This window comes from Rhizobium sp. KNZ14-9A (assembly GCF_056755015.1).
The window spans coordinates 101,247-121,659 of the sequence record NZ_JBPGXB010000004.1 but is presented as its reverse complement, the minus strand read 5'-3'; the positions used below and the strand labels follow the sequence as shown (position 1 = coordinate 121,659).

General features: G+C 60.8%; 18 protein-coding genes. 3 read left to right on the top strand and 15 right to left on the bottom strand.

The genetic code is table 11. The features are described 5' to 3' along the window. Nucleotides 1–271: 271 nt before the first annotated feature. The 4 genes from ACR9ZQ_RS31010 to ACR9ZQ_RS30995 all read right to left on the bottom strand — a co-directional run bounded on the left by ACR9ZQ_RS31010 (nucleotide 272) and on the right by ACR9ZQ_RS30995 (nucleotide 4,476). Nucleotides 272–1,336, bottom strand: coding sequence for an MBL fold metallo-hydrolase (locus ACR9ZQ_RS31010; protein ID WP_481429543.1), 1,065 nt, complete (start codon nucleotides 1,334–1,336; stop codon nucleotides 272–274). Nucleotides 1,337–1,514: 178 nt separating this feature from the next. Further along, entirely contained in the window at nucleotides 1,515–1,754 is a 240-nt protein-coding gene (locus tag ACR9ZQ_RS31005) for a DUF2188 domain-containing protein (protein ID WP_481429542.1), read from the bottom strand. A gap of 388 nt (nucleotides 1,755–2,142) precedes the next feature. After that, nucleotides 2,143–3,255, bottom strand: coding sequence for an FAD binding domain-containing protein (locus tag ACR9ZQ_RS31000; protein ID WP_481429541.1), 1,113 nt, complete (start codon nucleotides 3,253–3,255; stop codon nucleotides 2,143–2,145). Nucleotides 3,256–3,264: 9 nt separating this feature from the next. Next, nucleotides 3,265–4,476 (bottom strand): MFS transporter, encoded by a 1,212-nt coding sequence (locus tag ACR9ZQ_RS30995; protein WP_481429540.1) that lies wholly within the window; start codon nucleotides 4,474–4,476, stop codon nucleotides 3,265–3,267. A 185-nt stretch (nucleotides 4,477–4,661) separates the two neighbouring features. Between ACR9ZQ_RS30995 and ACR9ZQ_RS30990 the strand changes: the two genes are divergently transcribed. Together ACR9ZQ_RS30990 and ACR9ZQ_RS30985 are read left to right on the top strand one after the other, a co-directional pair. Beyond that, entirely contained in the window at nucleotides 4,662–5,270 is a 609-nt protein-coding gene (locus ACR9ZQ_RS30990; RefSeq protein ID WP_481429539.1) for a nucleotidyltransferase family protein, read from the top strand. Between the two features lie 62 nt (nucleotides 5,271–5,332). After that, nucleotides 5,333–6,232, top strand: coding sequence for a LysR family transcriptional regulator (locus ACR9ZQ_RS30985; RefSeq protein ID WP_113324213.1), 900 nt, complete (start codon nucleotides 5,333–5,335; stop codon nucleotides 6,230–6,232). 38 nt (nucleotides 6,233–6,270) lie between these two features. On the opposite strand, the gene ACR9ZQ_RS30980 is transcribed toward ACR9ZQ_RS30985, so the two are convergent. From ACR9ZQ_RS30980 to ACR9ZQ_RS30960, 5 genes are all read right to left on the bottom strand, one after another. After that, on the bottom strand, nucleotides 6,271–8,529 hold the full coding sequence (locus ACR9ZQ_RS30980; RefSeq protein WP_481429538.1) for a xanthine dehydrogenase family protein molybdopterin-binding subunit: 2,259 nt from the start codon (nucleotides 8,527–8,529) through the stop codon (nucleotides 6,271–6,273). Continuing rightward, nucleotides 8,526–9,014: a (2Fe-2S)-binding protein gene (locus tag ACR9ZQ_RS30975; RefSeq protein ID WP_481429537.1), complete on the bottom strand. Its 489-nt coding sequence runs from the start codon at nucleotides 9,012–9,014 to the stop codon at nucleotides 8,526–8,528. Before ACR9ZQ_RS30975 ends, ACR9ZQ_RS30980 begins: the two co-directional genes overlap by 4 nt. Then, nucleotides 9,011–10,315 carry a c-type cytochrome gene (locus tag ACR9ZQ_RS30970; RefSeq protein WP_481429536.1) on the bottom strand — a complete coding sequence of 435 codons (1,305 nt, stop codon included), beginning with the start codon at nucleotides 10,313–10,315 and terminating at the stop codon, nucleotides 9,011–9,013. Before ACR9ZQ_RS30970 ends, ACR9ZQ_RS30975 begins: the two co-directional genes overlap by 4 nt. 174 nt (nucleotides 10,316–10,489) lie before the next feature. Next, entirely contained in the window at nucleotides 10,490–11,704 is a 1,215-nt protein-coding gene (locus ACR9ZQ_RS30965; protein ID WP_481429535.1) for an MFS transporter, read from the bottom strand. Further along, nucleotides 11,701–12,561: an MBL fold metallo-hydrolase gene (locus ACR9ZQ_RS30960; protein ID WP_481429534.1), complete on the bottom strand. Its 861-nt coding sequence runs from the start codon at nucleotides 12,559–12,561 to the stop codon at nucleotides 11,701–11,703. The genes ACR9ZQ_RS30965 and ACR9ZQ_RS30960 overlap by 4 nt, the downstream gene beginning before the upstream one ends. A gap of 182 nt (nucleotides 12,562–12,743) precedes the next feature. Between ACR9ZQ_RS30960 and ACR9ZQ_RS30955 the strand changes: the two genes are divergently transcribed. After that, nucleotides 12,744–14,240 (top strand): mechanosensitive ion channel family protein, encoded by a 1,497-nt coding sequence (locus ACR9ZQ_RS30955; RefSeq protein WP_481429533.1) that lies wholly within the window; start codon nucleotides 12,744–12,746, stop codon nucleotides 14,238–14,240. Between the two features lie 159 nt (nucleotides 14,241–14,399). Here the strand turns inward: ACR9ZQ_RS30955 and ACR9ZQ_RS30950 are convergent, their stop codons facing one another. The 6 genes from ACR9ZQ_RS30950 to ACR9ZQ_RS30925 form a co-directional block, all read right to left on the bottom strand. Then, nucleotides 14,400–15,419 (bottom strand): XdhC family protein, encoded by a 1,020-nt coding sequence (locus tag ACR9ZQ_RS30950; RefSeq protein ID WP_481429532.1) that lies wholly within the window; start codon nucleotides 15,417–15,419, stop codon nucleotides 14,400–14,402. A 150-nt stretch (nucleotides 15,420–15,569) separates the two neighbouring features. Next, entirely contained in the window at nucleotides 15,570–16,109 is a 540-nt protein-coding gene (locus ACR9ZQ_RS30945) for a hypothetical protein (RefSeq protein WP_481429531.1), read from the bottom strand. A gap of 51 nt (nucleotides 16,110–16,160) precedes the next feature. Further along, complete coding sequence (locus ACR9ZQ_RS30940) at nucleotides 16,161–16,841, bottom strand: YoaK family protein (RefSeq protein ID WP_481429530.1); 681 nt, start codon at nucleotides 16,839–16,841, stop codon at nucleotides 16,161–16,163. Between the two features lie 107 nt (nucleotides 16,842–16,948). Continuing rightward, nucleotides 16,949–17,929: an alpha/beta fold hydrolase gene (locus ACR9ZQ_RS30935; protein WP_481429529.1), complete on the bottom strand. Its 981-nt coding sequence runs from the start codon at nucleotides 17,927–17,929 to the stop codon at nucleotides 16,949–16,951. Nucleotides 17,930–18,048: 119 nt separating this feature from the next. Then, a complete protein-coding gene (locus ACR9ZQ_RS30930) occupies nucleotides 18,049–19,449 on the bottom strand; it encodes an alginate export family protein (protein ID WP_481429528.1) in 1,401 nt (466 codons plus the stop codon). A 55-nt stretch (nucleotides 19,450–19,504) separates the two neighbouring features. Continuing rightward, complete coding sequence (locus tag ACR9ZQ_RS30925) at nucleotides 19,505–20,410, bottom strand: glyoxalase (RefSeq protein ID WP_481429527.1); 906 nt, start codon at nucleotides 20,408–20,410, stop codon at nucleotides 19,505–19,507. Nucleotides 20,411–20,413 lie beyond the last annotated feature (3 nt).

Here is a 20,413-nt window from a genome sequence, read left to right as displayed (position 1 = left end):
GTTCCGGCACACATGCGTCCTAGTGGGTCATACCAAGGTATTATCGGGGCGAAGCGGATGGGGCGGGCTTCGGCGGAACATCGCTTGGAACATATTGATTCCGCAGAGGATTTTCGTAGCTTCAGAAGCCAGCCCAGCTTCGGCAAAAAGCAGCCCCCGCCGAAACAGGCCGCCACCCGGGCAAAGGCGAGGCGCCGTGATCCCACGACATCCCGCCTCGTTTCAAGAACCATCGCGCGGACGCTCTTCGTCCGACTATGGAAGAGTGTTTTCAGTTTGCCGTCGGCGCGCCGTCGTAGTTGGCCGGGATCCAGAAGAAGTGTCTATCCTTCGCCTGCACATGGCCGAGGCCTGGGAAGGAGATATGGGCCGCGCCGATCCAATAACCCTTCTGCGCTGCGTCGGCGAAGATGGCAAGCCGTTCGCTTTCGGCCATTTCGGCATCGCTGTCATATGCAACCGTCACCGCGGGGTCAGGGAATTGCACGGCGCCGACATGAACGACATCGCCCCACAGCAGCAGCTTGGCGCCGTTGCTTTCCACATCGAAGAAGCTATGGCCGGGCGTGTGGCCGGGGCTGGCGATCGGCTTGATGCCGGGGGAAAGTTCCTCGCCGTAGGTGAACGGCTTGAAACGGCCAGCGTCGATATAGGGCTTCAGAGATGCCTTGTCGCCTTCGAACATCGATTTCAGAAGCTCTGGGGCTGCTGCTTCATTGCCGTCCTTCAGCCAATAGTCGGCATCGGCCTCGCTCACCCTGACGACGGCATTCGGAAAGGCCATCTTGCCGTTCGGCGCCACGCCGCCGACGTGATCGGCGTGCAGATGGGTCAGATAGATCTCATCGACCTGCTCGGGCGCGTAACCGGCCGCCCGAAGGTTGTCGACGAGGTGGCCGCAGCAATCGCCGTAGAGGCTGCCCGCGCCACTGTCGACCAAGATGAGTTTCGATCCCGTGTTGATCAGGAACGCGTTGATCGATCCCGCGACAGGAACGGCAAGATTGCTTTCGGCGAGCAGTGCATCGGCTTCGCCTGGTGAGGACTGATCGAGCGGCACGCTCTGTCCACCAATCGATGATGTCTTCGTGAGCACCTTGTGAACCGGGAACGCATGCGTGCCATCGGACAGCGCGGTGATTTCGAAATTGCCGAGCGTCATACGGTAGAAGCCGGGGGCTTGCGTACCGACTTTAGGTGCCGCGGCGAACGCATATCCGTTCAGCAGGTTCATGGCGAGGATCGAGCAGAAGACGAATAGGGCAAGGTTTAACCCCAGGCCTGTGGCCCTCCACTGCCGGCTGAAGGAGCCAGCGATGAAATCTCGGTAGTTCATAGGTTTCTCCTGATTCTGACGAGACGTACTGTTTCATCGCGCTGTGCTGTATCGCGCAGCGTCGCAATCTATTCGGGAGGGACAGATGGAGCCGTGAGACCAGCGGAGTCGGAAACCGAAGCGCCCCGGGCAGCGTGCCAGGCACTGCGGGCGTCGGAACCCGACCTATTCCCCGGTGCTACTCGTTAGCAACATCGACCTCGGGGCGATCGCCTGCTTCGACATGTTCCCGATGCCACGAGCCGTCCTCGGATTGGAAAAGGATCTCCGCGTTGCGGCCCTCAAGCTGCTGGCGACGCGCCGCGCGATGGGCTGCTTCGCGTGCTGCGACATGGCTCGGATAGGTCTCCGACCAGACGTCGTTCAGCCGATAAGCCCAGCCGCCGTCATGCTGGCCAATGTGATATGTCAGGTGCATCGATGCGTTTCCTTTTTCATGGTCATCCCTCTTCGAGAGGCTCAGTTTGCCCAGAGACCCAGCAGTTGCGACAAGCTCTTGTCGAACGACCGCGTGCCTCCGATGTTTTGAAGCCGTTGTAGGGGGAAGCCAGCCTATCCGTATTGTCAGTTTCTCCGTTCCGTGGACGTTTCGCCTGCCGATCTCGGCAGTTGGAGCGGCGGCGTGCGAAGATGTTGCCGCGACCAAACGACTGCATGATTTGCGGCCGTTGGCTGAGGTGCTACTGTCAATCGTCACCTCGACCGAGGTGGGTGACGTCCCCTCCCCCAAGCCTGCGGATAAGCATCCGCCAGACCGGACGCTGTCCGATGCGAACTTAGGCCGATCGCAATGCCATCAACCCATCTTAAAGGGCAGACGCGCCCAGCCGACGCCCATGATCGGCGATATTCTTTCCGACAAGCAGCCGCTCCTTTTGGTAGCGACTGAGCGCTTCGGAAAGATCTTCCGAGGCCAGCAACGCTTCTCTCAGCGCAAGCGTGTCACCTGCAGCCTTGGAGACGCCCATTGCCGTGTGCGGCCGAACGACAAAGGCGGCATCGCCTATCAAGGCCGTATGCGCGGATGCGATTTTTGCCGCTTCAAAATCGAAGATCCCCTGGATGGAAGGCTGAGGCTCGGCTTCGATCGCCTTTACGAATGGGGGCGGCAGCATCGCGGCGGCATCCGCCCGGAGCGTCTGTAGCCGCTCCTCCGACAATGCGCCTCGCGGCAGGGAATAGTCGAATGATCTGCCGTCGGCGTCGATGAATAGCGTCTGCAGTTCGCCCGGTGCGACAGGACGGTACCAGACCCAGTTATACCGGCGCTCACCGGGGCCGGTTTCACCGTGCGGGCCGGGAACGAGATAGCCGAGGATATGGATCCCGCTTGTCACGTAAAAGGCGAAGCGATCCAGCAGGATCGCAGCTTCCTGCGGCAATGCCGTCTCCGGAATAAGGCCGCGCCAAGCCACGTAGCCGGCAAAGCGGTTCGACGTATCCTCGTTAAGCAGAGGACGAACGACCGAGCCGAGACCGTCCGCGCCAATAACGAGATCGGCATTTTCCCGCCGGCCATCGGCTAACAGGAGCTGAGCGCATTCGGGGCCTTCGATCACTTGGACGACGGGTTGCCCAATGTGATAGCTCCCGGCCGCCATATGAGACGCAACGGTTGAATAGAGAAAATCCCAGGAAATCTGGGTCTGCGGCGTCCGGAAGGTCTCGCCAACACTTCCATCCCGGTTGAGGAAGATCCGTTCATGGGCGACCACGCCGACACGAGCGACATGTTCGCAACCGATGGCGCGCAGGATCCTGAAGAGGTCGTGCTGTCCGACAAGGCCTGCTCCCCGCCCGGCCAAGCCGGACGAAGAGCGTTCGTAGATTTTCACGTCGTGGCCGTCGCGCTGGAGAAGAATGCCGGCAAAGAGGCCTGCAAGCGATCCTCCGACGATCCGAATACGCAGCCGCTTCATGGCGATCTCCTATCGAGCCCGGGTCGGCGTGGTCGAACGGGCGCGGTGTTCAGCCGCACGAATGGCCAGGGCGACCACCGCAAGCAGGGCGCCGAGAGCGCTGACGCCAATCCAGCCGCCATACCCCCAGGCCGCTGTCGCCAGCGCCGCGCCGACCGCGCCACCGAGGAACATCGAGGTCATGAAGATGGTATTCAGTCGGCTGCGAGCCTCGGCATCAAGCGCGTAGACGATATGTTGGTTCGATACGAGTGCGCTCTGGATGCCGAAATCAAGAATAACGACACCGATGATAAGAGCGATGAGCGAGGCCCAAAGACCGAAGATCACCCAGGCGATCAGCGTCAGCAAAGCGCCCATCCAGACGACGAAATGCGGTCCACGACGGTCGGCGATCTTGCCGGCAAGCGGTGCGGCAAAGATGCCCGCCGCACCGACGATGCCGAAGAGGCCGGCGACGTCGGCGCCGAGATTGAAGCGCGGCGTCTGCAGATAGAGCGCCAGGATCGTCCAGAAAGCCGTGAACGAACCGAAAAGCGAGGCCTGCATCAACGCGGCCGTCCGAAGCGCGCGTTCCCGCTTCCACAGATGGGCGAGCGACTTGATGGCGTTATGATAGGCCATACGGGAGGTCGGCCGATGATGAGGCAGAGCGAAGTGCATCAGAACCGCCGCGGCGAGCGCCAGCGGCACGCCAATCCAGAACATCTCGCGCCATCCCGCATGCTCGCCGACGAAGCCGGACAGCGTTCTGCTGAACAGGATCCCGGACAGCACGCCGGCCATGACCGTGCCGATTGTCGAGCCGCGCTTCTCGGGCGATGCGAGTGAGGCAGCAAAAGGAACGATCTGCTGAGCGACCGTGGAGCTGGCACCGACGACGAACGAGGCCAGCACGAGCGACCAGGCGGTGGGCGCGATAGCCGCGAGCGCAAGCGCGACCGAGAGAATGATGAACTGGCCAATGATCAGCTTGCGCCGATGCACGAGATCGCCGAGCGGAAGCAGGAAGAAAAGGCCGAGTGCATAGCCGAGCTGCGTCGCCGTCGGGATAAAGCCCGTTATCGGCTGGTGCTCGAATTCGTTCTCGATGATCCCGAGCATCGGCTGATTGTAATAGATATTCGCCACGGCGATGCCACTGGCCGCCGCCATGGCAAATAAAGCCGGCTTCGAAAGCTCTTTCGAGCTCGCCGGCCGATGTTGACTGAACGTGTCCATGATCCTTGCCTTTCTGGTTGAAAAGATATGCTGTTATCTAGCTTTTTATCGGAAAGCGTTTTAGCCATCTTGGACGATTGGCCTGTATAACGGATATCGATAGAATGGAGATCGGTGAGGCTGAAAACGGCAAGCCGGCGACAGGAGATGTTGTAACGACACTCCCTGTCGCGGAGCCGAGGACCATGAGACGAATTGCGATTGTGCTTCTGGCTGCGGGGGCATCGAGCCGCCTCGGCAGCGAGGGCCATCATAAACTCCTGGCAACCTTTGATGGCGTCCCGCTTGTCAGACGGATCGCAGAGCGCGCTGCATCGAGTATCGCCGATACGGTTGTAGTCGTCACGGGTGCAAGGGGCGAAGATGTCGCCATCGCAATCGACGGGCTCAGTCTCAGGCTAGTCGTCAACGCCGAATACAGGTCGGGAATGGCAAGTTCGCTCGGCGCAGGTCTCAGGGCGCTCGCAATTACAGAATATGATGGCGTCCTGGTGCTGTTGGCCGACATGCCGAGGATCGAAACAGACCATCTCAATCGGCTGATCGCCGCTTTCCGAGCAAGCCCTGTATCTTCGGTCGTGCGCTCCGTCCACAATGCTCAGCCGGGCAATCCAGTGATCCTTCCGCGGGCGCTTTTCGAGCGCGTTCAGGCGCTTGAGGGAGATGTCGGCGCAAGACGGCTGATCAAGGCATCGGGATGGCCGATCATCGACGTCGAAATCGGTGAGGCCGCGTCAATCGACGTGGACACGCAAGAAGACCTCCTCGCTGCAGGAGGTCGCCTCCATCGCTAGCGGATATAGGGATTGGATTACAAGGGCCTGATTGGGTAGTAAGAATATCGGAAACTGATGCAATGAATACAGAAGATGTTCTTGTGTTTACCTCAGCCGCCGCAGCCGGAAGCCTCGCTGGCGCGGCGCGGCGCCTGGGCATCCCGGCGATGGCCGTGACGCGGCGCCTAGCATCCCTGGAGGCGGGGCTCGGCGTGCGGCTGCTTCATCGAACGACTCGTTCGCTGTCATTGACGCCCGAGGGAGAGACCTTCCTCCCCTATGCGCAGGCTCTAATCGAGAACGAGGCGGCAGCAATCGCCCGACTCAACTCGGAAAGCCCGGGCGCTTCCGGCTTGTTGCGGGTTTCCGTGCCGATCTCCTTCGGGCTGAAGTTCATCATGCCGATGGTTCCGCCTCTTCTGCAGCAAAACCCAGAACTGCGCATCGCGGTCGATCTGAGCGACGGACTACCCGATCTGGTTGCCACAGGCACCGACCTTGCCATCCGCATCGCCCGATTACGCGACAACAGTCTCATCGCCCGCAAACTCGCGGACAATCCCCGCTCTGTGGTCGCAAGTGCCGATTATGTCGCTCGACGTGGCAGGCCGGAAAATGTCGAGGATCTATCACAGCATGACTGCCTGGCGCTCGGCAGCGCGACACATTGGTCATTCGTCACGCCAGCGGGCGAGCGGCACGTTCGCCTGGACGGACGATTTTCCTGCAGTAGCATTGCCGGTTGCCACGCTGCTTGCGTGGCTGGCGGCGGTGTCGCCCTGCTCTCGAAATGGTATGTCGAGGACGACATCAAGGCCGGGCGGCTGGTCGAGATCAGGTTCCCCGATGCCGCTCCCGAGCAGATCGCGATCTGGGCGGTCTATCCAACGACGCAGTTCGTCCTACCCAAAGTTCGCGTTTTCATCTCCGCTCTTCAACGGCATCTGGCGCAGGCCGGGGTGACTGGATCAAGCGAATGAGGTGAATGCGGGCTGAGGAGCCGTCATCCGTGCTCCGTTCAAAGAGTGACGATCGCTGCCCTCACCCGCTCCGGCGTCATAGGCATATCCCGGAACCTCACCCCTGTCGCGTCGGCCAGCGCATTGGCGAGTGCTGCCGAGGTCGGCCCCTGCCCGCATTCGGCAACGCCGAGAAACGGCTGGCCGGGTTGCTCCTCGACGATCACATCGATCTTCTCCGGAATGTCGAGGAAGCGCAGGATCGGGTACGCGCTCCAGTCGAAGCTGGTGCGGATCGTCTCATCGTTCGTGACCTCCTCGCGCGTGCACCAACTGAGCGATTGAATGATCGCACCCTCGATCTGGTTCTGAACGCCGTTCGGACTGACCACTTCGCCACAGTCAGCGGCGGCTTGAACTCGGTGGACGGTGATGCGCCCTGTATTCTGGTCGACGCTGATCTCCAGGCAAACGGCGCAATAGGCGCCGAGGTTCTTATAGCGTGCAAAGCCCATGCCGAACCCATGGGAAGGACCTCTCTTCTGACGCCTGCGCCAGCCGAACGCATCGGTCGCCGTTTGAATGACCTGGCGCGCCCGGAGGTCAGCCATATGATTCAGTCGAAGATCGAGCGGATCGATATTGCCGGCAAGTGCCAGCTCGTCGAACATGCTTTCGATCGAGAAGACGTTGAGGTGTGCTCCGAGCGAACGCAATGCCGAGACCCTGATCGGCATGTCCTTGATGAAGTGATAGAGGACATTCATGTTCGGCAGGTCGTAGAGCGGATTGGAATTGCGGCTTCCGTCTCCTTCCGGCATCGGGATCTCCTTGCCTTCGGGCTGCGGAAAGCCGGGAACGATCTGGTTGCCGACAAGAACACCGCCGGCGCCGACCGGTCGATTGTTATGCGGGTTGCTCCAGACATCGTACTTCCAAGCCACGATGCGGTTGGAGGCATCAAGACCGGCTTCGACCTCGGTGACCATGCCCGGACCGAGCGGCTCCCAACCGAACTCCTGTTCTCGCATCCACTGCAATCGCACCGGTCGGCCGGGAACCGTCATGGCGATATAGGCAGCCTCGGCGGCGACGTCATCCGCGCCATTCTGGCCATAGCAGCCGGAGCCTTCGACGTGGATCGCGCGGATTTTCTCAATGGGCCGGCCGAGCAGTTCGGCCGCGACGCGGCGCACGTCATAGGTCCCCTGGCTATGGGTCCAGATGATCAAGAGATCGTCCTCGAGTAGGGCGATTGCGCAGGAGGGGCCGATCGAGCCGTGACTGATCCATCGACGCGTGTAGCGCGCCGACAGCGTCTTGAGGGGCACAGCGGTGGGATGGGCGACATCGAGAATAACGATGTCGCGGGCCGGAAGTGCCTTCAGCGTGTCCGTAACGCTGCCGGTCGGAAACGGCGCCCCTGCCGGCTCGTAGTCGGATGCCTGGAGCCTGCGCATCAGTTTGATCGCGTCCCATTCCTTCTCGGCGACGATGGCCGCGAAATCGCCGTTCTGCACAAACTTGACCACCTTCGGCATCGCCTCGATCTCGGCTGCCGGTGGCAGCTTCAGCCGCGTCCTCTCGCTCGGGCCGCGCAGCAGACGGGCATGCAGCATGCCGGGCAAGCGCATATCGTGAAGGAAAGCCTGTCCGCCGGTCGTCTTGGCGGGAATGTCGAGCCGCGGCAGGTTCGTGCCCATCGTCCGGAACTCAGATTTCTTGCGAAGCGGCGCATGAGCAATCGCCTCGATATGCAATGAGAGCGCGGCTGCGACCTCACCATAGGAAACCACCCGGCCATCCGGCACAGCAATTTGTCCATTCCCGATCGTCGAGAGCTTCTCGGGCTCGACCTGTAACTTTTCCGCCGCCTTCCGCAGGAGCACCATCCGTACATTGGCCGCCGCGTTGCGGATTGCCGTTCCACTATCCTGCATTGAATGGCTGCCCGCCGTCAGTCCCTCGTCGGGCGTGCGCGCGGTATCGACCGTCACCATCGTGACCGAGGCCGGCGGCAGATCGAGTTCTTCCGCCGCGACCTGCAACAATGCAGTCCTGATGCCCTGGCCGAGCTCGGCCTTACCGGTGAAGACGGTCGCATGGCCCTTTTCGTCGAGCTGGATCCACGAATCGAGATAGGGCCAGTTTTTCAGGCTGCCGGGAAGATCGGGAGCGACGGTCGCGGGTCCTGCTCCTCCTTCGCCACCACCGGCGAGCTGGGCGAAGACCGGAGGCGTCAGTGCGAATGCAACGGCTATGCCGCTTGCACTGAGGAAGGAGCGTCTGGTCAGCCCGGGATTTTGAACAGCGTTCATTGCGAGCCTCCCGCCACAGAAGCGAGGGAAAGCTCGCGGCTGGCGCGATGCACCGCCCTCAATATTCTGGCGTGCGTTCCGCAACGGCAGAGATTGGGTTGCATGTGCACGCGAATCTCCGCCTCGGTCGGCGACGGGTTCCGATCGAGCAGAGCCTGGGCACGCATGATCATGCCGGCGATGCAATAGCCGCACTGTGCAGCCTGTTCGTCCTGGAAGGCTTTCTGGATGACATTCGGCTTTTCGACCGTGCCGAGCCCCTCGATGGTGCGCACCTTCCGGCCCGCAAGCAGGCCAATGGGCGTCAGACAGGAGAAGATAGGCTTGCCATCGACATGCACGGTGCAGGCGCCGCATTGCCCAAGACCGCATCCATATTTGGCACCGCTCAGCTCGAGCTCGTCACGGAGCACGTAGAGAAGCGGCGTATCCGGATCGGCTTCCGCCTCGTGACCTTCACCATTGACGTTGATCGAAATGGTCATTCCGCATTCTCCTTGCGTATATCGCCGACCACGGCTTCCAGGTTTGGCCATGCCGGCTTGTCGGTGAAGCGCGCACGGGCATAAGCGAGCAGGTCGGCAAGCTGGCGGTCAGTCATGGTGTCGGAAAAGGACGGCATATACGCACCTTTTTCCCCTGGCGGCGCGATCCCCTGCAGTAGCGTCTGCACGGCGTTCCTCGGATCATCGGCTCTGAGGTCGGATGCGGATGAAAGAAGCGGCCGACCGTTGACGTTCATCGGCGCACCTGGTGCGTGACAGCCGGAGCAGGCGCCTTCGAAGAGAAGATCGGCCTCTGGATGCGCGGCAGCGGCGGTTGAATGGCTCTCATTCCCCGCCACAACGGCGACTGCGGACGGAGTGGCCTCCCCAGATGGATGCATCCGGGAATCGACGTAGACGGCGATCGCCCTGACATCGGCATCGTTGAGGCGGGAGAGACCTTCGGCGACAGGCCCCATCGGGCCGCCGGCTGCGCTGTGTCCACGATCGGACCCTGTCTTCAGGTAGGCGAAAAGGGAATCCACATTCCAGAGCGCAGCGGAGGGATTCGTTTCGTCGAGGGCGGGCGCGTTCCAGCCCTCTGCAACGCCGCCGGCAAATTCACGCCCCCTCTCCTCGCCGCCGGCGAGATTGCGTGGCGTGTGACAGCCGCCGCAATGGGCAAGTCCATCCACCAGATATTTGCCCCGGTTCCATTCGGCGTTCTCGTTCGCCTGGCGTTCGAACTGTGTCTGCCGTAGGAAAAACAGCTTCCAGCCGGCGAGCAGCGGCCGGAATCCGAGGCCCGGAAGCAACTGGTTATCGGGAGCCTGCTGGGAGACAGGCTGGCGGGTCATCAGAAATGCGTAGATTGCTGCCAGGTCGTCGTCGTTGACATGGGTAAAGTGCTCGTAGGGCAAAGCCGGATAGAGATGGCTTCCATCCTGGGCGACACCTTGCCTCATGGCGCGGCTGAACGCGGCGAGCGACCAGGTGCCGATGCCCGTCTTCTCGTCAGGGGTGATGTTGTTCGAGAACAGGGTGCCGAACGGCGTCGGCAAAGCGCGCGCGCCAGCGAAAGGCGCGCCATTCGGCGCCGTGTGGCAGACGATGCAATCGCCGACGGTAGCGAGCTGCTCGCCCTTTTCGACGAGACTGCGATCGAAACTCGAAGGGGATGGACGCGCGATTTCGGGAATTGCCGGCTCGTAGGCGATCCCGGCGGCAAGCCCCAGCCCTGCAACGACGGCGATAGATGCGAACGCGGCTCCGATTGCCAGATGTCGCTTCGAAAGTTTCATGTGGAGTGCTTCGCTTTTGTAAACGTTGCGTTTATCTCGCGCGTCGGCCTCGGATGCGTCTTGTCGCGACGACCGGCTTTTTGGATAAATCGACTGACCCTCAAGGCTTTCGCCTATCTGAAGACGGCAAGGCGAACCTTGCGGTTCGCCTTGCTTCGTATCCACAGGGAAGAGTCAGTGCGTCCCTGCCTTACGCGCCTTGCGGCCGGCGACGGCGCTTCTGACTGCATCGAGAAGGAGCGTCACCAATGCCAGCGTTGCGACCGTCGCCACTCCAATATCCACTGCGGACGAAAGGCTCGCCCATGTCGCGATCTTGCCCAGCAACAGTGCCACGACGGCCTGGGCCAGGTAAGCAACGAGGAACAGCGCCGAGAGCGTGGCGCCTCTGTGCGTCACGGGCGCCGAGGCGTTGATCAGCGAAAGTCCCCCGAGGAGGAGCAGGCTGTAGGCCATTCCGCTGCCGATCTGGGCAACGGTAAAGAAGACAAGCGAGTGAAGAACCGCGGCGAGCGCCAGCAACCCGGAGGAAACAATGGCGATGGCACTGCCCGCGAGCATGATCCTGCTCGGCTTGGCGCCTCGTGCCGGCACGGTGGCGATGGCGGAAGAAATCGCGAAGAGCGCGATGGTGCCGCCGTTGACGAGAGCGTTTTGGGAGGCAATGACGTCCCGCGCCACCTGCGCACCAAGAGAAAGCGTCATAGCGCCGAGCACATATGAGGCCGTTACCGCTGCAGTCGCCGTCACGAAAGTCGCAAACAGCCCATTGGGAATGGCGGGAGTCCTCGGCCGCCAACGGCCAGGCGGCCGCGACGCCGTGTGGTTCGGGAGCATCCAGGTCGCAACGATAAGCGCGGCAAGGACGGCGACCAGAACGGCGAAGTTCAGTCGCGTCGGCAGCGGCGCATATTCGATCAGCGCACCGCCGACAAGGGCCGCGCCGATCATGCCGAAGGCCTGGGCAGCAGCCGTCGCGCTCGCCGCCTGTGCCGTCCGGCCCGGCGCGCTGAACTCGACCACGGCAGCGGCCGATGGCCCGGCAGCTAAACCGACACCAACACCCATGAAGGCCCTGCCGATGAATATCCAATCCACATCGGGCGCGAGCGCGAAGATCAGCGTGCCGGCGAGTGAAGCCGCAAGACCGAGCAGCATCGCTTCCCTTCGCCCGATATAATCGGACACATTGCCGAAAGCCACGAGCATGAGGACGACGAAGACCGGATAGACGGCGAAGATCGCCGTCGTCGTGAATGTCGTCAGATGCCATTCCTGCGCATAGAGCGGATAGGTCAGCGCCGGAGCGGCGCTGGTCCAGATGGTATGGGCGACGACCGCTGTGGCCGTCAGGAAGCTCGCTTGTCTTTCGAAAACCTTGCGGCTCATGACTGGGCCTCCGTCACAGGGCGCAGCCTGAAGCTATCGCCCTCCTTGCGGACGGTCCCGACGCCGGGATAGGCCCAGTGATAGCCGAGCAGCACGGCGTTCTCCCGCAAGGCCTGCTCGAGCAATGCCCGACGCGTCGTCCTTGCGTGCGCCGGATCCATGTCGAAGCCGAAGCTCCAGTCGGGGTGCTCGAAGGAAACGATGTGGCTGGCGGTGGCGTCGACGGTAATGATCAGCGGGACCTCACCATCGACGACAATCGAGATATGGCCTGCCGTGTGTCCAGGTGTCGAAAGGACCCTGAGGCCGGGAACGACTTCGTCTCCGTCTTCGACGAAGGTCACCCGATCGGCGATTGCCTGCAGATCGCGCCGGGCACCGGCGACAAAGGGCTGGACCGCCTCAGGCAAGGCATCTGCCTTTTCACCCATCCAGAAGTCCCACTCCGCGCGGGTGATATAATAGCGCGCATTCGGAAAACGCTGCGAACCGTCATCGCGCAGCATGCCCCAGATATGATCGGGGTGGGCGTGCGAGATGATGATCTTCGTCACATCGCCGGCCTTGACGCCGACGGCGTTGAGGTTCGTTTCGAGTTGCCCTTCGCTCGGTTGGAAACGGGCGCCCGCGCCGACATCAACGAGAATGACGTCATTGGAGGTGACAATGAGCGGAATATTGGATTGGGCATCGGCAATGTTGTCGGCGCCGTCCATCCGGGCGACAACGTCTGCCCGCTGGTTGTCGGAGGCTTCAGGGGCGAAGATTTCGCCGGCGAGCGCGATCGGGCCGTCGGAGAGCACCGTGATATCAAAAAGACCATGCTTGAAGGTGTGGAATGCAACTGGCGTGTTCATTGCCGAACTCCTATGTTTCGATGAACAAGATGTCGGCGAATTCGCTTGAGATTGAAATTGTCTACGTGGACTATGCATTGTTCACTATTAATGAACGATATCCTGCTAAACTTCGTTGAAATCGCCAAGACGCCATTCGAGAAATGGTGCTAGCAACAGTCGGCTGCTGGTTGGGCCTTCCGATGCAATTTCTTCTTGATCCGATTACGCAATTTCTGGTTCTCATCATCGTCCTCACGGTGGCGTATTGGCTGCTGCCCAGGCATAGGGCGGTCCGCTTTGCTATCGATGTCGCCTTCTTCATCGCGTTGACGGCTATCCTGCTGTCGACCGGCGTCGCGCCCTACTCCGCGGCGATCTCTTCGCCCGACCTGCGGTACCGTTTGTTCTACGGTCTCGCAAAAGCGATCTGGTGGCTCGGCGGGGCGATGATGCTCGTCAGCTGCATCAAGCTGTTCCTGATCTTCGAGCGACGCCCTCGCGAAGCGCGGTTCGTCCAGGACCTGATTGCCGGGATCATCTATGTCGGGGCTGCCCTTTCCATCGTGGCTTATGTGTTTGGCGTGCCTGTCGGCACGCTGATCGCGACCTCGGGTGTCTTTGCTATCGTCCTCGGTCTCGCGCTGCAAAATACGCTTTCCGATGTCTTTTCCGGATTTGCCCTCAATCTTGGCCGCTCTTACAGCGTCGGCAACTGGATCATTCTCGAAAACGGCGTCCAGGGTCGTGTTATCGAGACTAACTGGCGTGCGACCCACCTCTCCAACGCCACGAACGACCTCGTCGTCGTTCCGAACAGCGCGCTCGCAAAATCACAGTTGGTCAATCTCAACAGCCCCGACGAGACCCATGGCATCACCATGTCGATCAAGCTCGTCCCGACGCGGCCGCCGGCGACCATGGCGAGATTACTCGAGACGGTTACGCTGGCGAGCAATCATATCATGCGTGTTCCAGACCCCCTGGTCTCGATCGTCCGCCTCGCCAAGGAGACCATAGAGTTCGAGTTGGCCTTTCGCATTCGCGACATATCCGAGACGACAGTGGCAAAGAATGAAATCTACGATCTGGTATATCGGCACATGCTGGCGGCTGGTATCCCGCTCGCATCTGATGTCCCGTTCAGTGTCACGCCCGCATTCGAGTCTCCAATCGTTCCCGGACAAGAGTCCGAGACGCCACTGCAGCTCATGACGATACTGCCGCTTTTTACTTCCCTCACCGACAGGGAGCGCGAAACGCTCGCGAAAGCTGCTGTCCGGCGCAGCTACGCAAGAGGGGCGGAAATCATCGCCCAAGGAGAGCGCTCGCCGGCATTGATGCTTGTTGAAAGCGGCGTAGTGCAAGTCGTCCGGCAAGAGAACGGTCGGGACGTCGAGCTCAACCGACTTTCGCCTGGTGATATTTTCGGCGAACGCGGCCTCCTGATCGGCGCCGAAGAGCCCGGTCGTATCGTTGCACTGACGCCGGTCATTACCCGCGAGATCGGAAAAGACCAGCTCTGCGAGGTCCTGCAGGAGCGTCCGGTTCTGGCTGAAGATATCGGCGCAACGCTCGTCGACAGGCTCGAACAGGAGAAGCGGCTGCGCGGAGACAAAAGCGTGCCCCCGCAACATGCGCAGACATTGGCAAACCGCATCCGCCACATCTTTGATCTGTCGCATTCAACGACAGTGTGACCGAAGAGGAACAGGTCGGACCGCGTGCGTTTCCGATCACGAACGCTGGTCGCCGGTCCACATCGAAATCCACGAAATCAACCGCGGATCGAAGCGCCGGACGCTGGAGCAAGAAGTGAGGCGAATGCCCAGGTGAGCGGCGATGGCTTTTCCATCGTGTCAAATTCCACATGCGCGCCCCTCAAAGGACTGCCATGCCTCGATCGCAAGTGAGGAAACGGACCACTCGGTCGGGCGCTCATCGCGAACCAACCGAAACCTCGGGATCTGCGCTGCCTGCTCCGCGGCCATGACTTGCGATAGGATGGATAGCGCGACGTCGGAAGCAGACTTGGCGCCCGAAACAAGGCCTGCCGGGGCTTTCAAACGGCTCAGCTGCCTTTCGCCGACACCCGTGTTGCGCAGCATAGAAGCGCGCTTTTCCGCCGTTCGCCGGCTTCCCATGGCACCGACGTAGAAGGCATCCGTCGCCAGCGCACCCGCGATCAGCCGTTCCTCCCAATCATGGTCGTGAAAGAGGAAGGCAATCGCGGTTCGTTCGTCGATCGCAATTGTTGGTGCGGAGCGGCTCATCGTCAACGTGGTGATGCGATCTGGCGGAAGGCAGGAATGCTCTGCCGTGGCAAGATCGTTGGTCAGCAGATGAACGTCAAAGCCCGAAAAGGATGCGAGGCGACCAAGCGAAGCGGCCGCAGCCCCTGCCCCGGCGACGACGAGCCGGCGTTGCGGATAATATTCCACCGCGGCAGATTGGGCCGGCGCGTCAGGCAACCCGAGTTCCATGCGCGCCGGAACACGGGCCGAAAGCCTGATGTCGATGGCCGCGAAGGAGGAGGCTTCCTGTGTCACGTCAAAAAAGAGATCGACTGCAGAACCACATGGTAACTGCAGATCAAAATAGCGCGATCCCTTGCCGTAGCGCACGATCCTGTTCTGCCCAACGTGGAGCGTATCGAGCGCTTCCGAGACGATTGCGCGCTCCAGGCAGCCCCCCGATACGTAGCCCGCCCATTCCCCGGTTTCCGCGACCGCCATCTGGGCGCCGAGCGGACGGGGAGAGGAACCATCGATCGACAGTAGCGTAATGATGGCCACCCGACGGCCCTGCGCCGCCTTCTCCGCGGCGAATCCTATGACATAATCATCGAATTTGCAGCGTTCACTGCTGAATGCCTGCATGGGATCCTCCGAGAGCCAAGATGCGCAAGTCGGTGGCGCATCTCCCGGCTGCGGTTGTTCAGGCGTTGGTGTTGCGGAGTATCTCGAAGAGGAACCACACCCGTCGCTCGCCCTCGTCGACTATTACCGTCTTGTGGAACGAGGAGTTTGTTAAGCAGCGATCGCGTGCTTTTCCCTCGCGCGTTGCGCTATACTCTCGGCGAACAGGGGTGTCTCGCCCTTGTTGTGATTGGAAGATGCTTCCGAACGAGCCTTCGCCGCGTCGGCGAAATTGATATGATTTTTCTCGCAATAGGCCAGAAACACGTCGGTGGCATATGCCCGTACATGGTTCGTGTACTCGCAATGTCCAGCTTCGATCGGCTTGACGCTGAGCTCCCAGATCACCTGCACCGTGGTGCGACCATGGGCTGTCATGACATCCGAGATAGAGACCATCTTGCAATAATTGGGCTCAGCGACCTCGGCGACATAGTGCTGGATCACCAGGCTCCCGCCGATCGTTTCCACATTGATCGACATCCGACGACCATCGTCGGTCCAGGTGGCGCCGGCGGCGATGTGGTCGGGGGAGCAACGCTGATATTCTGCATCGGGCAAGTTGAACAGCCAATCAGCAATATCGACCTTGTCGGCGCCAACATCGATGACGTGGCTGTAGCTTGAATCGGACATCTGACGATCAGACATTTTATTCTCCTGCGGGTTCGACATGTGGTGCGTTTTCTTGGTGCGTACCAATCAATCGCCTTCGGGCGTTTCAACATGTGCAACGAGTGCCAGGGCCGCCAGGATGGCAGGGACGACAAAACTCCAGACGGGCGAAAGAATGAACGCCAGCGCCGCGATGGCACAGCCCAAGGCGAAGACGACAACGGCGAGCACCATCCGCTTCAGACGTGAGTAGGCTGCAGCCGTGCTCTCCGAATGCCCGCCCGTGACGATATCGGCAAGGTCGAGCATGATCTGGGTCGTCGTTCCGGTCATCAGGGTCGATGGCGGAGACTTCGCCAGATGAACGCGATGAATGCCGTTCTGCACCGCCATAGCGGCAACAAGGACCATGCCGATCGCGAAGGCCCGGGAACTGTTCGGATCGCCGAAGGGACCGTAAGTCAATGCGATCGCCGCGGCGACCACGAGCAGAATCAGCTTAACGGCGAGAAGAGGACGCAGGACCGGTTGGCCGCTCCGCTGCAGCGCCAGCCCGACGATTCGCGCGGCGAATACGACGACACAGAAGACCGGAAGTGCGAGGAGCTTGGACAGGGTGCCCCCCGTGCCTAGCGCTATCGCTGCGCCCAAGGTCACGAAGTTGCCGGTTACGTGGGCGGTGAACAGCCCTCCGAGCGCCAGGAAGCCGACAGTATCGACATATCCCCCGTTGAAGCTGAGGAGAAGAGGAAGCGGAACGGCTTTCATTAACGGAGCTCCTGGAGACCTTGGTAAAGTGCCCGGGCGCGTCGGGCACTGCTTTCGTGGCGGCCTGCCGCCGGCTTGGAGCTTGGCGGCAGGCGGGACCGTGCTCGTTAGGCCTTGATGAAGGCGAGCAGGTCCGGATTGATGACGTCGGCGTGGACCGTCAACATGCCGTGTGGGTAGCCGTTGTAGACCTTCAGCGTGCCGTTCTTGAGGAGCTTGACGGAAAGCTCGGCGGAATCGGCGATCGGAACGACCTGGTCGTCGTCGCCGTGCAGGACAAGGGTTGGGACCGTAATCTTCTTGAGATCCTCAGTCTGATCGGTTTCGGAGAAGGCCTTGATGCCGTCATAGTGGGCCTTGGCGCTGCCCATCATGCCCTGGCGCCACCAATTCTGGATCACGCCCTGATAGACAGTCGCGCCCTCACGATTAAAGCCATAGAACGGGCCGGTGGGGAAGTCGACGAAGAGCTGCGCACGGTTGTCGGCGACCGCCTTGCGGATGCCGTCGAAGACTTCCATCGGCAGACCGCCTGGATTGGTTTCCGTCTTCAGCATCAGCGGGGGAACGGCGCTGACCATAACCGCCTTGGCGACGCGGCCCTGGGGCTGGCCGAACTTGGCGACGTATCGAGCGACTTCGCCGCCGCCGGTCGAGTGGCCGATATGGACGGCGTTCTTGAGGTTCAGGTGTTCGAAAACCGCGGATGCATCGGCTGCATAATGATCCATGTCGTGACCGTCGCTGACCTGCGAGGAGCGGCCGTGACCACGGCGATCATGAGCGACGACGCGATAACCGTGCTGAACGAAGAACAGCATCTGCGCGTCCCAATCGTCCGAAGACAGCGGCCAGCCATGATGGAAAACGATCGGCTGGGCGTCCTTCGGACCCCAATCCTTGTAAAAGATCTGTACGCCGTCTTTGGTTTCGACGAAGCCGGTGGTCATGGGCGGTATTCCTTCAATCTTTGTCGGGGTGGTAGTGGAAAAGGCAAGAGATGGCATTGCTATCGCAGCGGAAAGGGTTGCGCCGGCCAGCAATGTTTGTCTGCGGGAAAACATGATCTCGATCGGGTTGTCAGACATCTTGGTAACCTTTGGGGTGGACGTTGATTTCATAGCCTGTGAAGGGCTGACACCTCTTGTCCGATACTCGTCCTATTTGGACAAAGCTTGGGTTACGCCGGCCCGCGCCCGCAAGCCGGTCACCAGACGAAGTTCAATTGAGCTCCAAGGTAATTGCCGTCATGGCCGCCGGCATTGCGGATGGCATCGCCGACCTCATAGTGAACGGCCTCGACGGCGCCTGTCAGATTTACGCTGAAGGCGTAGTCGAGTCTGACCTGCCCGTAAGCCCCGGACCACGCGCCGCCGCGACCCGCCGTTCCTGCGAGAGCCTGATTGGGCTGGACGTAAATCGCGTCCGCTGTAGTTTGCCGCCACTGGAGACCGACCGCCGCCATAAGCGTCATCTTATCCGTCGGCTTCACTGTGATCGAAGGTTTGAGGTGTATGAGGTTTGCATAGCCGGTGTAGCCGGCGAGCGTAAAATAATAGCCGTTTGGAAAGAGAGGATTGAAGGTTCCGACAGTGCCGTCGCCGGCATTGCGGTCTCCTGAAGCCATATCGAACTGCAGGCCCAGCCGAGGTGTCCAGGATGAACCGTCGAAAGTGTAGCCGGCGCGCGCACCGATCGCCCAGGCACGGATATCCTTGTCGCCGACGGAACCTAGCTGCCCCATCCCCTCGATATCCCAATCGAGGCCATTCGAATTGCCGGCGAACCGAGTATCGAAGATATGCCGGTCTTCGTCTCCCGATCCGTCCAGATAATGCGCTTCATGTTTCTGATAGAGCGAGTAGTAGGCAGAAAGTTCGTTGGCTCCCAGGACCTGCCGTTCCACGCGCAAAGTGCTGAAGCGGAAGTCTCCATTCGACGTATCGTCGAACGCCTCGTTGTTGCTATATTGGACTGGCTGGCTGGCGAAACCGATGAAGCGCCACGGGCCCGTTTCCCAATCTGCCCACACTGCATCAAAGGACTGTCGCACATTCGGCCCGTCGCGTGAGGAGACGAATCGCTGCAGGTCGAAAGCAAAATCCTGCCGACCGATGCGCGCCTTGAAAGTCCCTGCATCGAAATCATGTGAGTAAGAGACGAACGCCAGTCGCAGATCCACCTTGTCGGCATCCGTTGGGCCGACCGATCTTTTCCAGAATGCTCGATCATCTTCGAACTGGGTGAATATCTGCCAGTCTTCGAAGAGATGCAGATCGATGTGGAACTGAGCCCGCTGAATCAAATAGCTATCGCCCTCGACACCGCCGATTCCGAAGCCCGGAGTGTGGTTGGTCTCGAATCGCTCGCGGAGGTTCGCCCCGAATGACACGTAAGTACCGGGATCGGAAATGGACAGCGGGACATATTTCAGGCCATCGAGCGGCTGCGTCCTGAGCGCTGGATCGGCCAAAGGAGACCAATCCTCTTGCCAGCGGTTGCTCTTGATCGCCGGCCGCTTGGCAGGTGCCGACATGTCGGCAGCACTTGCCGCCGTCGCCGACAGAGTCAGCAGGACGGCGGTTGAAACTAGGTAACGTTCCATCATTTACGCTCCCCGTTAGGACCGAGCGACCGCGCTCGACGCGGCCGCAACATCGTCGTCAGGGCTTGGCACCGGAATGAATCTCCGCAACATAGCCGCCCGGAAATTCCACCATGGCGGCCCGACGGTCGCCTGATTGATAGGGTTCAACGAGGATCTTCGCGCCGCTGTCCTTCGCCTTCTGAAGAGTGCCCTCGAGATCGACGACCTCATAACCGGTCATTTCATGCCCGTAGGGGACGGGCAGGTGCCCATCGGTGACAAGGGCGGTCATCTTCCCGAAGACGGATTCGATGCGGATACGGCGGAATGTATCGTCCGGACGGCCGATCTCGACTCCCGGTGCCTTTTTTTCGTCGGAGACCACGGTGCCCTTCGAGAAGGCAACGAAATCCTTGACGAAAGCGGATACAGCGTCGGGCGAGACATAGACACGGTTTTCCGGAACGGTCTCGAAGGCGGCGTAGTTCGGCTTAGTCGAGTGCCAGTAAAGCTGCATGTTTACCCCGCCCGGCCATTGGATGACGGTGTCACGGCCGATCGGATCGGGAAAGCTCTGGACGATGACGCTGGCGCCGGCGGCACGGGCTGCGGCAAGCGCCTTGTCCATGTCGGTCACCAGATAACCTGTCCGCTCAAAGCCGAAAGGATAGGGGATCGGCGTCTTGAAGCCGAATAGGGATACCGTGCCGACTGGAGTCTGCAGGAGCTGCGATGTCGTGCTGCTCGGCGTCGGCGTCACGGTCGCAACGACTTGCTTGGTGCTGGTTCCGCCGAAGGTCGCAAGGAAACTCTGGACGAAGGCATCCACCTTGTCGGGATCCACATAGACATGCGTCGTGTCGTATTGCGCACCGACGCCGAATTGAGATTTAGCAGCGCGGGCGGCGGCAGGGCTCGACGCGAGCGGAAGGGCTGCGAGTACGGCAAGCAACCCGATAGTACGGAGTGAGCGGGATATCATATC

Bases quoted from the DNA above. Each gene is read 5' to 3' on its own strand.
- ACR9ZQ_RS30925 (WP_481429527.1), bottom strand. From the start codon at position 20,410: ATGATATCCCGCTCACTCCGTACTATCGGGTTGCTTGCCGTACTCGCA.
- ACR9ZQ_RS30970 (WP_481429536.1), bottom strand. From the start codon at position 10,315: ATGAAACTTTCGAAGCGACATCTGGCAATCGGAGCCGCGTTCGCATCT.
- ACR9ZQ_RS30930 (WP_481429528.1), bottom strand. From the start codon at position 19,449: ATGATGGAACGTTACCTAGTTTCAACCGCCGTCCTGCTGACTCTGTCG.
- ACR9ZQ_RS30980 (WP_481429538.1), bottom strand. From the start codon at position 8,529: ATGAACGCTGTTCAAAATCCCGGGCTGACCAGACGCTCCTTCCTCAGT.
- ACR9ZQ_RS30990 (WP_481429539.1), top strand. From the start codon at position 4,662: ATGAGACGAATTGCGATTGTGCTTCTGGCTGCGGGGGCATCGAGCCGC.
- ACR9ZQ_RS30955 (WP_481429533.1), top strand. From the start codon at position 12,744: ATGCAATTTCTTCTTGATCCGATTACGCAATTTCTGGTTCTCATCATC.
- ACR9ZQ_RS30950 (WP_481429532.1), bottom strand. From the start codon at position 15,419: ATGCAGGCATTCAGCAGTGAACGCTGCAAATTCGATGATTATGTCATA.
- ACR9ZQ_RS30940 (WP_481429530.1), bottom strand. From the start codon at position 16,841: ATGAAAGCCGTTCCGCTTCCTCTTCTCCTCAGCTTCAACGGGGGATAT.
- ACR9ZQ_RS30960 (WP_481429534.1), bottom strand. From the start codon at position 12,561: ATGAACACGCCAGTTGCATTCCACACCTTCAAGCATGGTCTTTTTGAT.
- ACR9ZQ_RS30945 (WP_481429531.1), bottom strand. From the start codon at position 16,109: ATGTCTGATCGTCAGATGTCCGATTCAAGCTACAGCCACGTCATCGAT.
- ACR9ZQ_RS30965 (WP_481429535.1), bottom strand. From the start codon at position 11,704: ATGAGCCGCAAGGTTTTCGAAAGACAAGCGAGCTTCCTGACGGCCACA.
- ACR9ZQ_RS31010 (WP_481429543.1), bottom strand. From the start codon at position 1,336: ATGAACTACCGAGATTTCATCGCTGGCTCCTTCAGCCGGCAGTGGAGG.
- ACR9ZQ_RS30935 (WP_481429529.1), bottom strand. From the start codon at position 17,929: ATGTCTGACAACCCGATCGAGATCATGTTTTCCCGCAGACAAACATTG.
- ACR9ZQ_RS31000 (WP_481429541.1), bottom strand. From the start codon at position 3,255: ATGAAGCGGCTGCGTATTCGGATCGTCGGAGGATCGCTTGCAGGCCTC.
- ACR9ZQ_RS30995 (WP_481429540.1), bottom strand. From the start codon at position 4,476: ATGGACACGTTCAGTCAACATCGGCCGGCGAGCTCGAAAGAGCTTTCG.
- ACR9ZQ_RS30975 (WP_481429537.1), bottom strand. From the start codon at position 9,014: ATGACCATTTCGATCAACGTCAATGGTGAAGGTCACGAGGCGGAAGCC.
- ACR9ZQ_RS30985 (WP_113324213.1), top strand. From the start codon at position 5,333: ATGAATACAGAAGATGTTCTTGTGTTTACCTCAGCCGCCGCAGCCGGA.
- ACR9ZQ_RS31005 (WP_481429542.1), bottom strand. From the start codon at position 1,754: ATGCACCTGACATATCACATTGGCCAGCATGACGGCGGCTGGGCTTAT.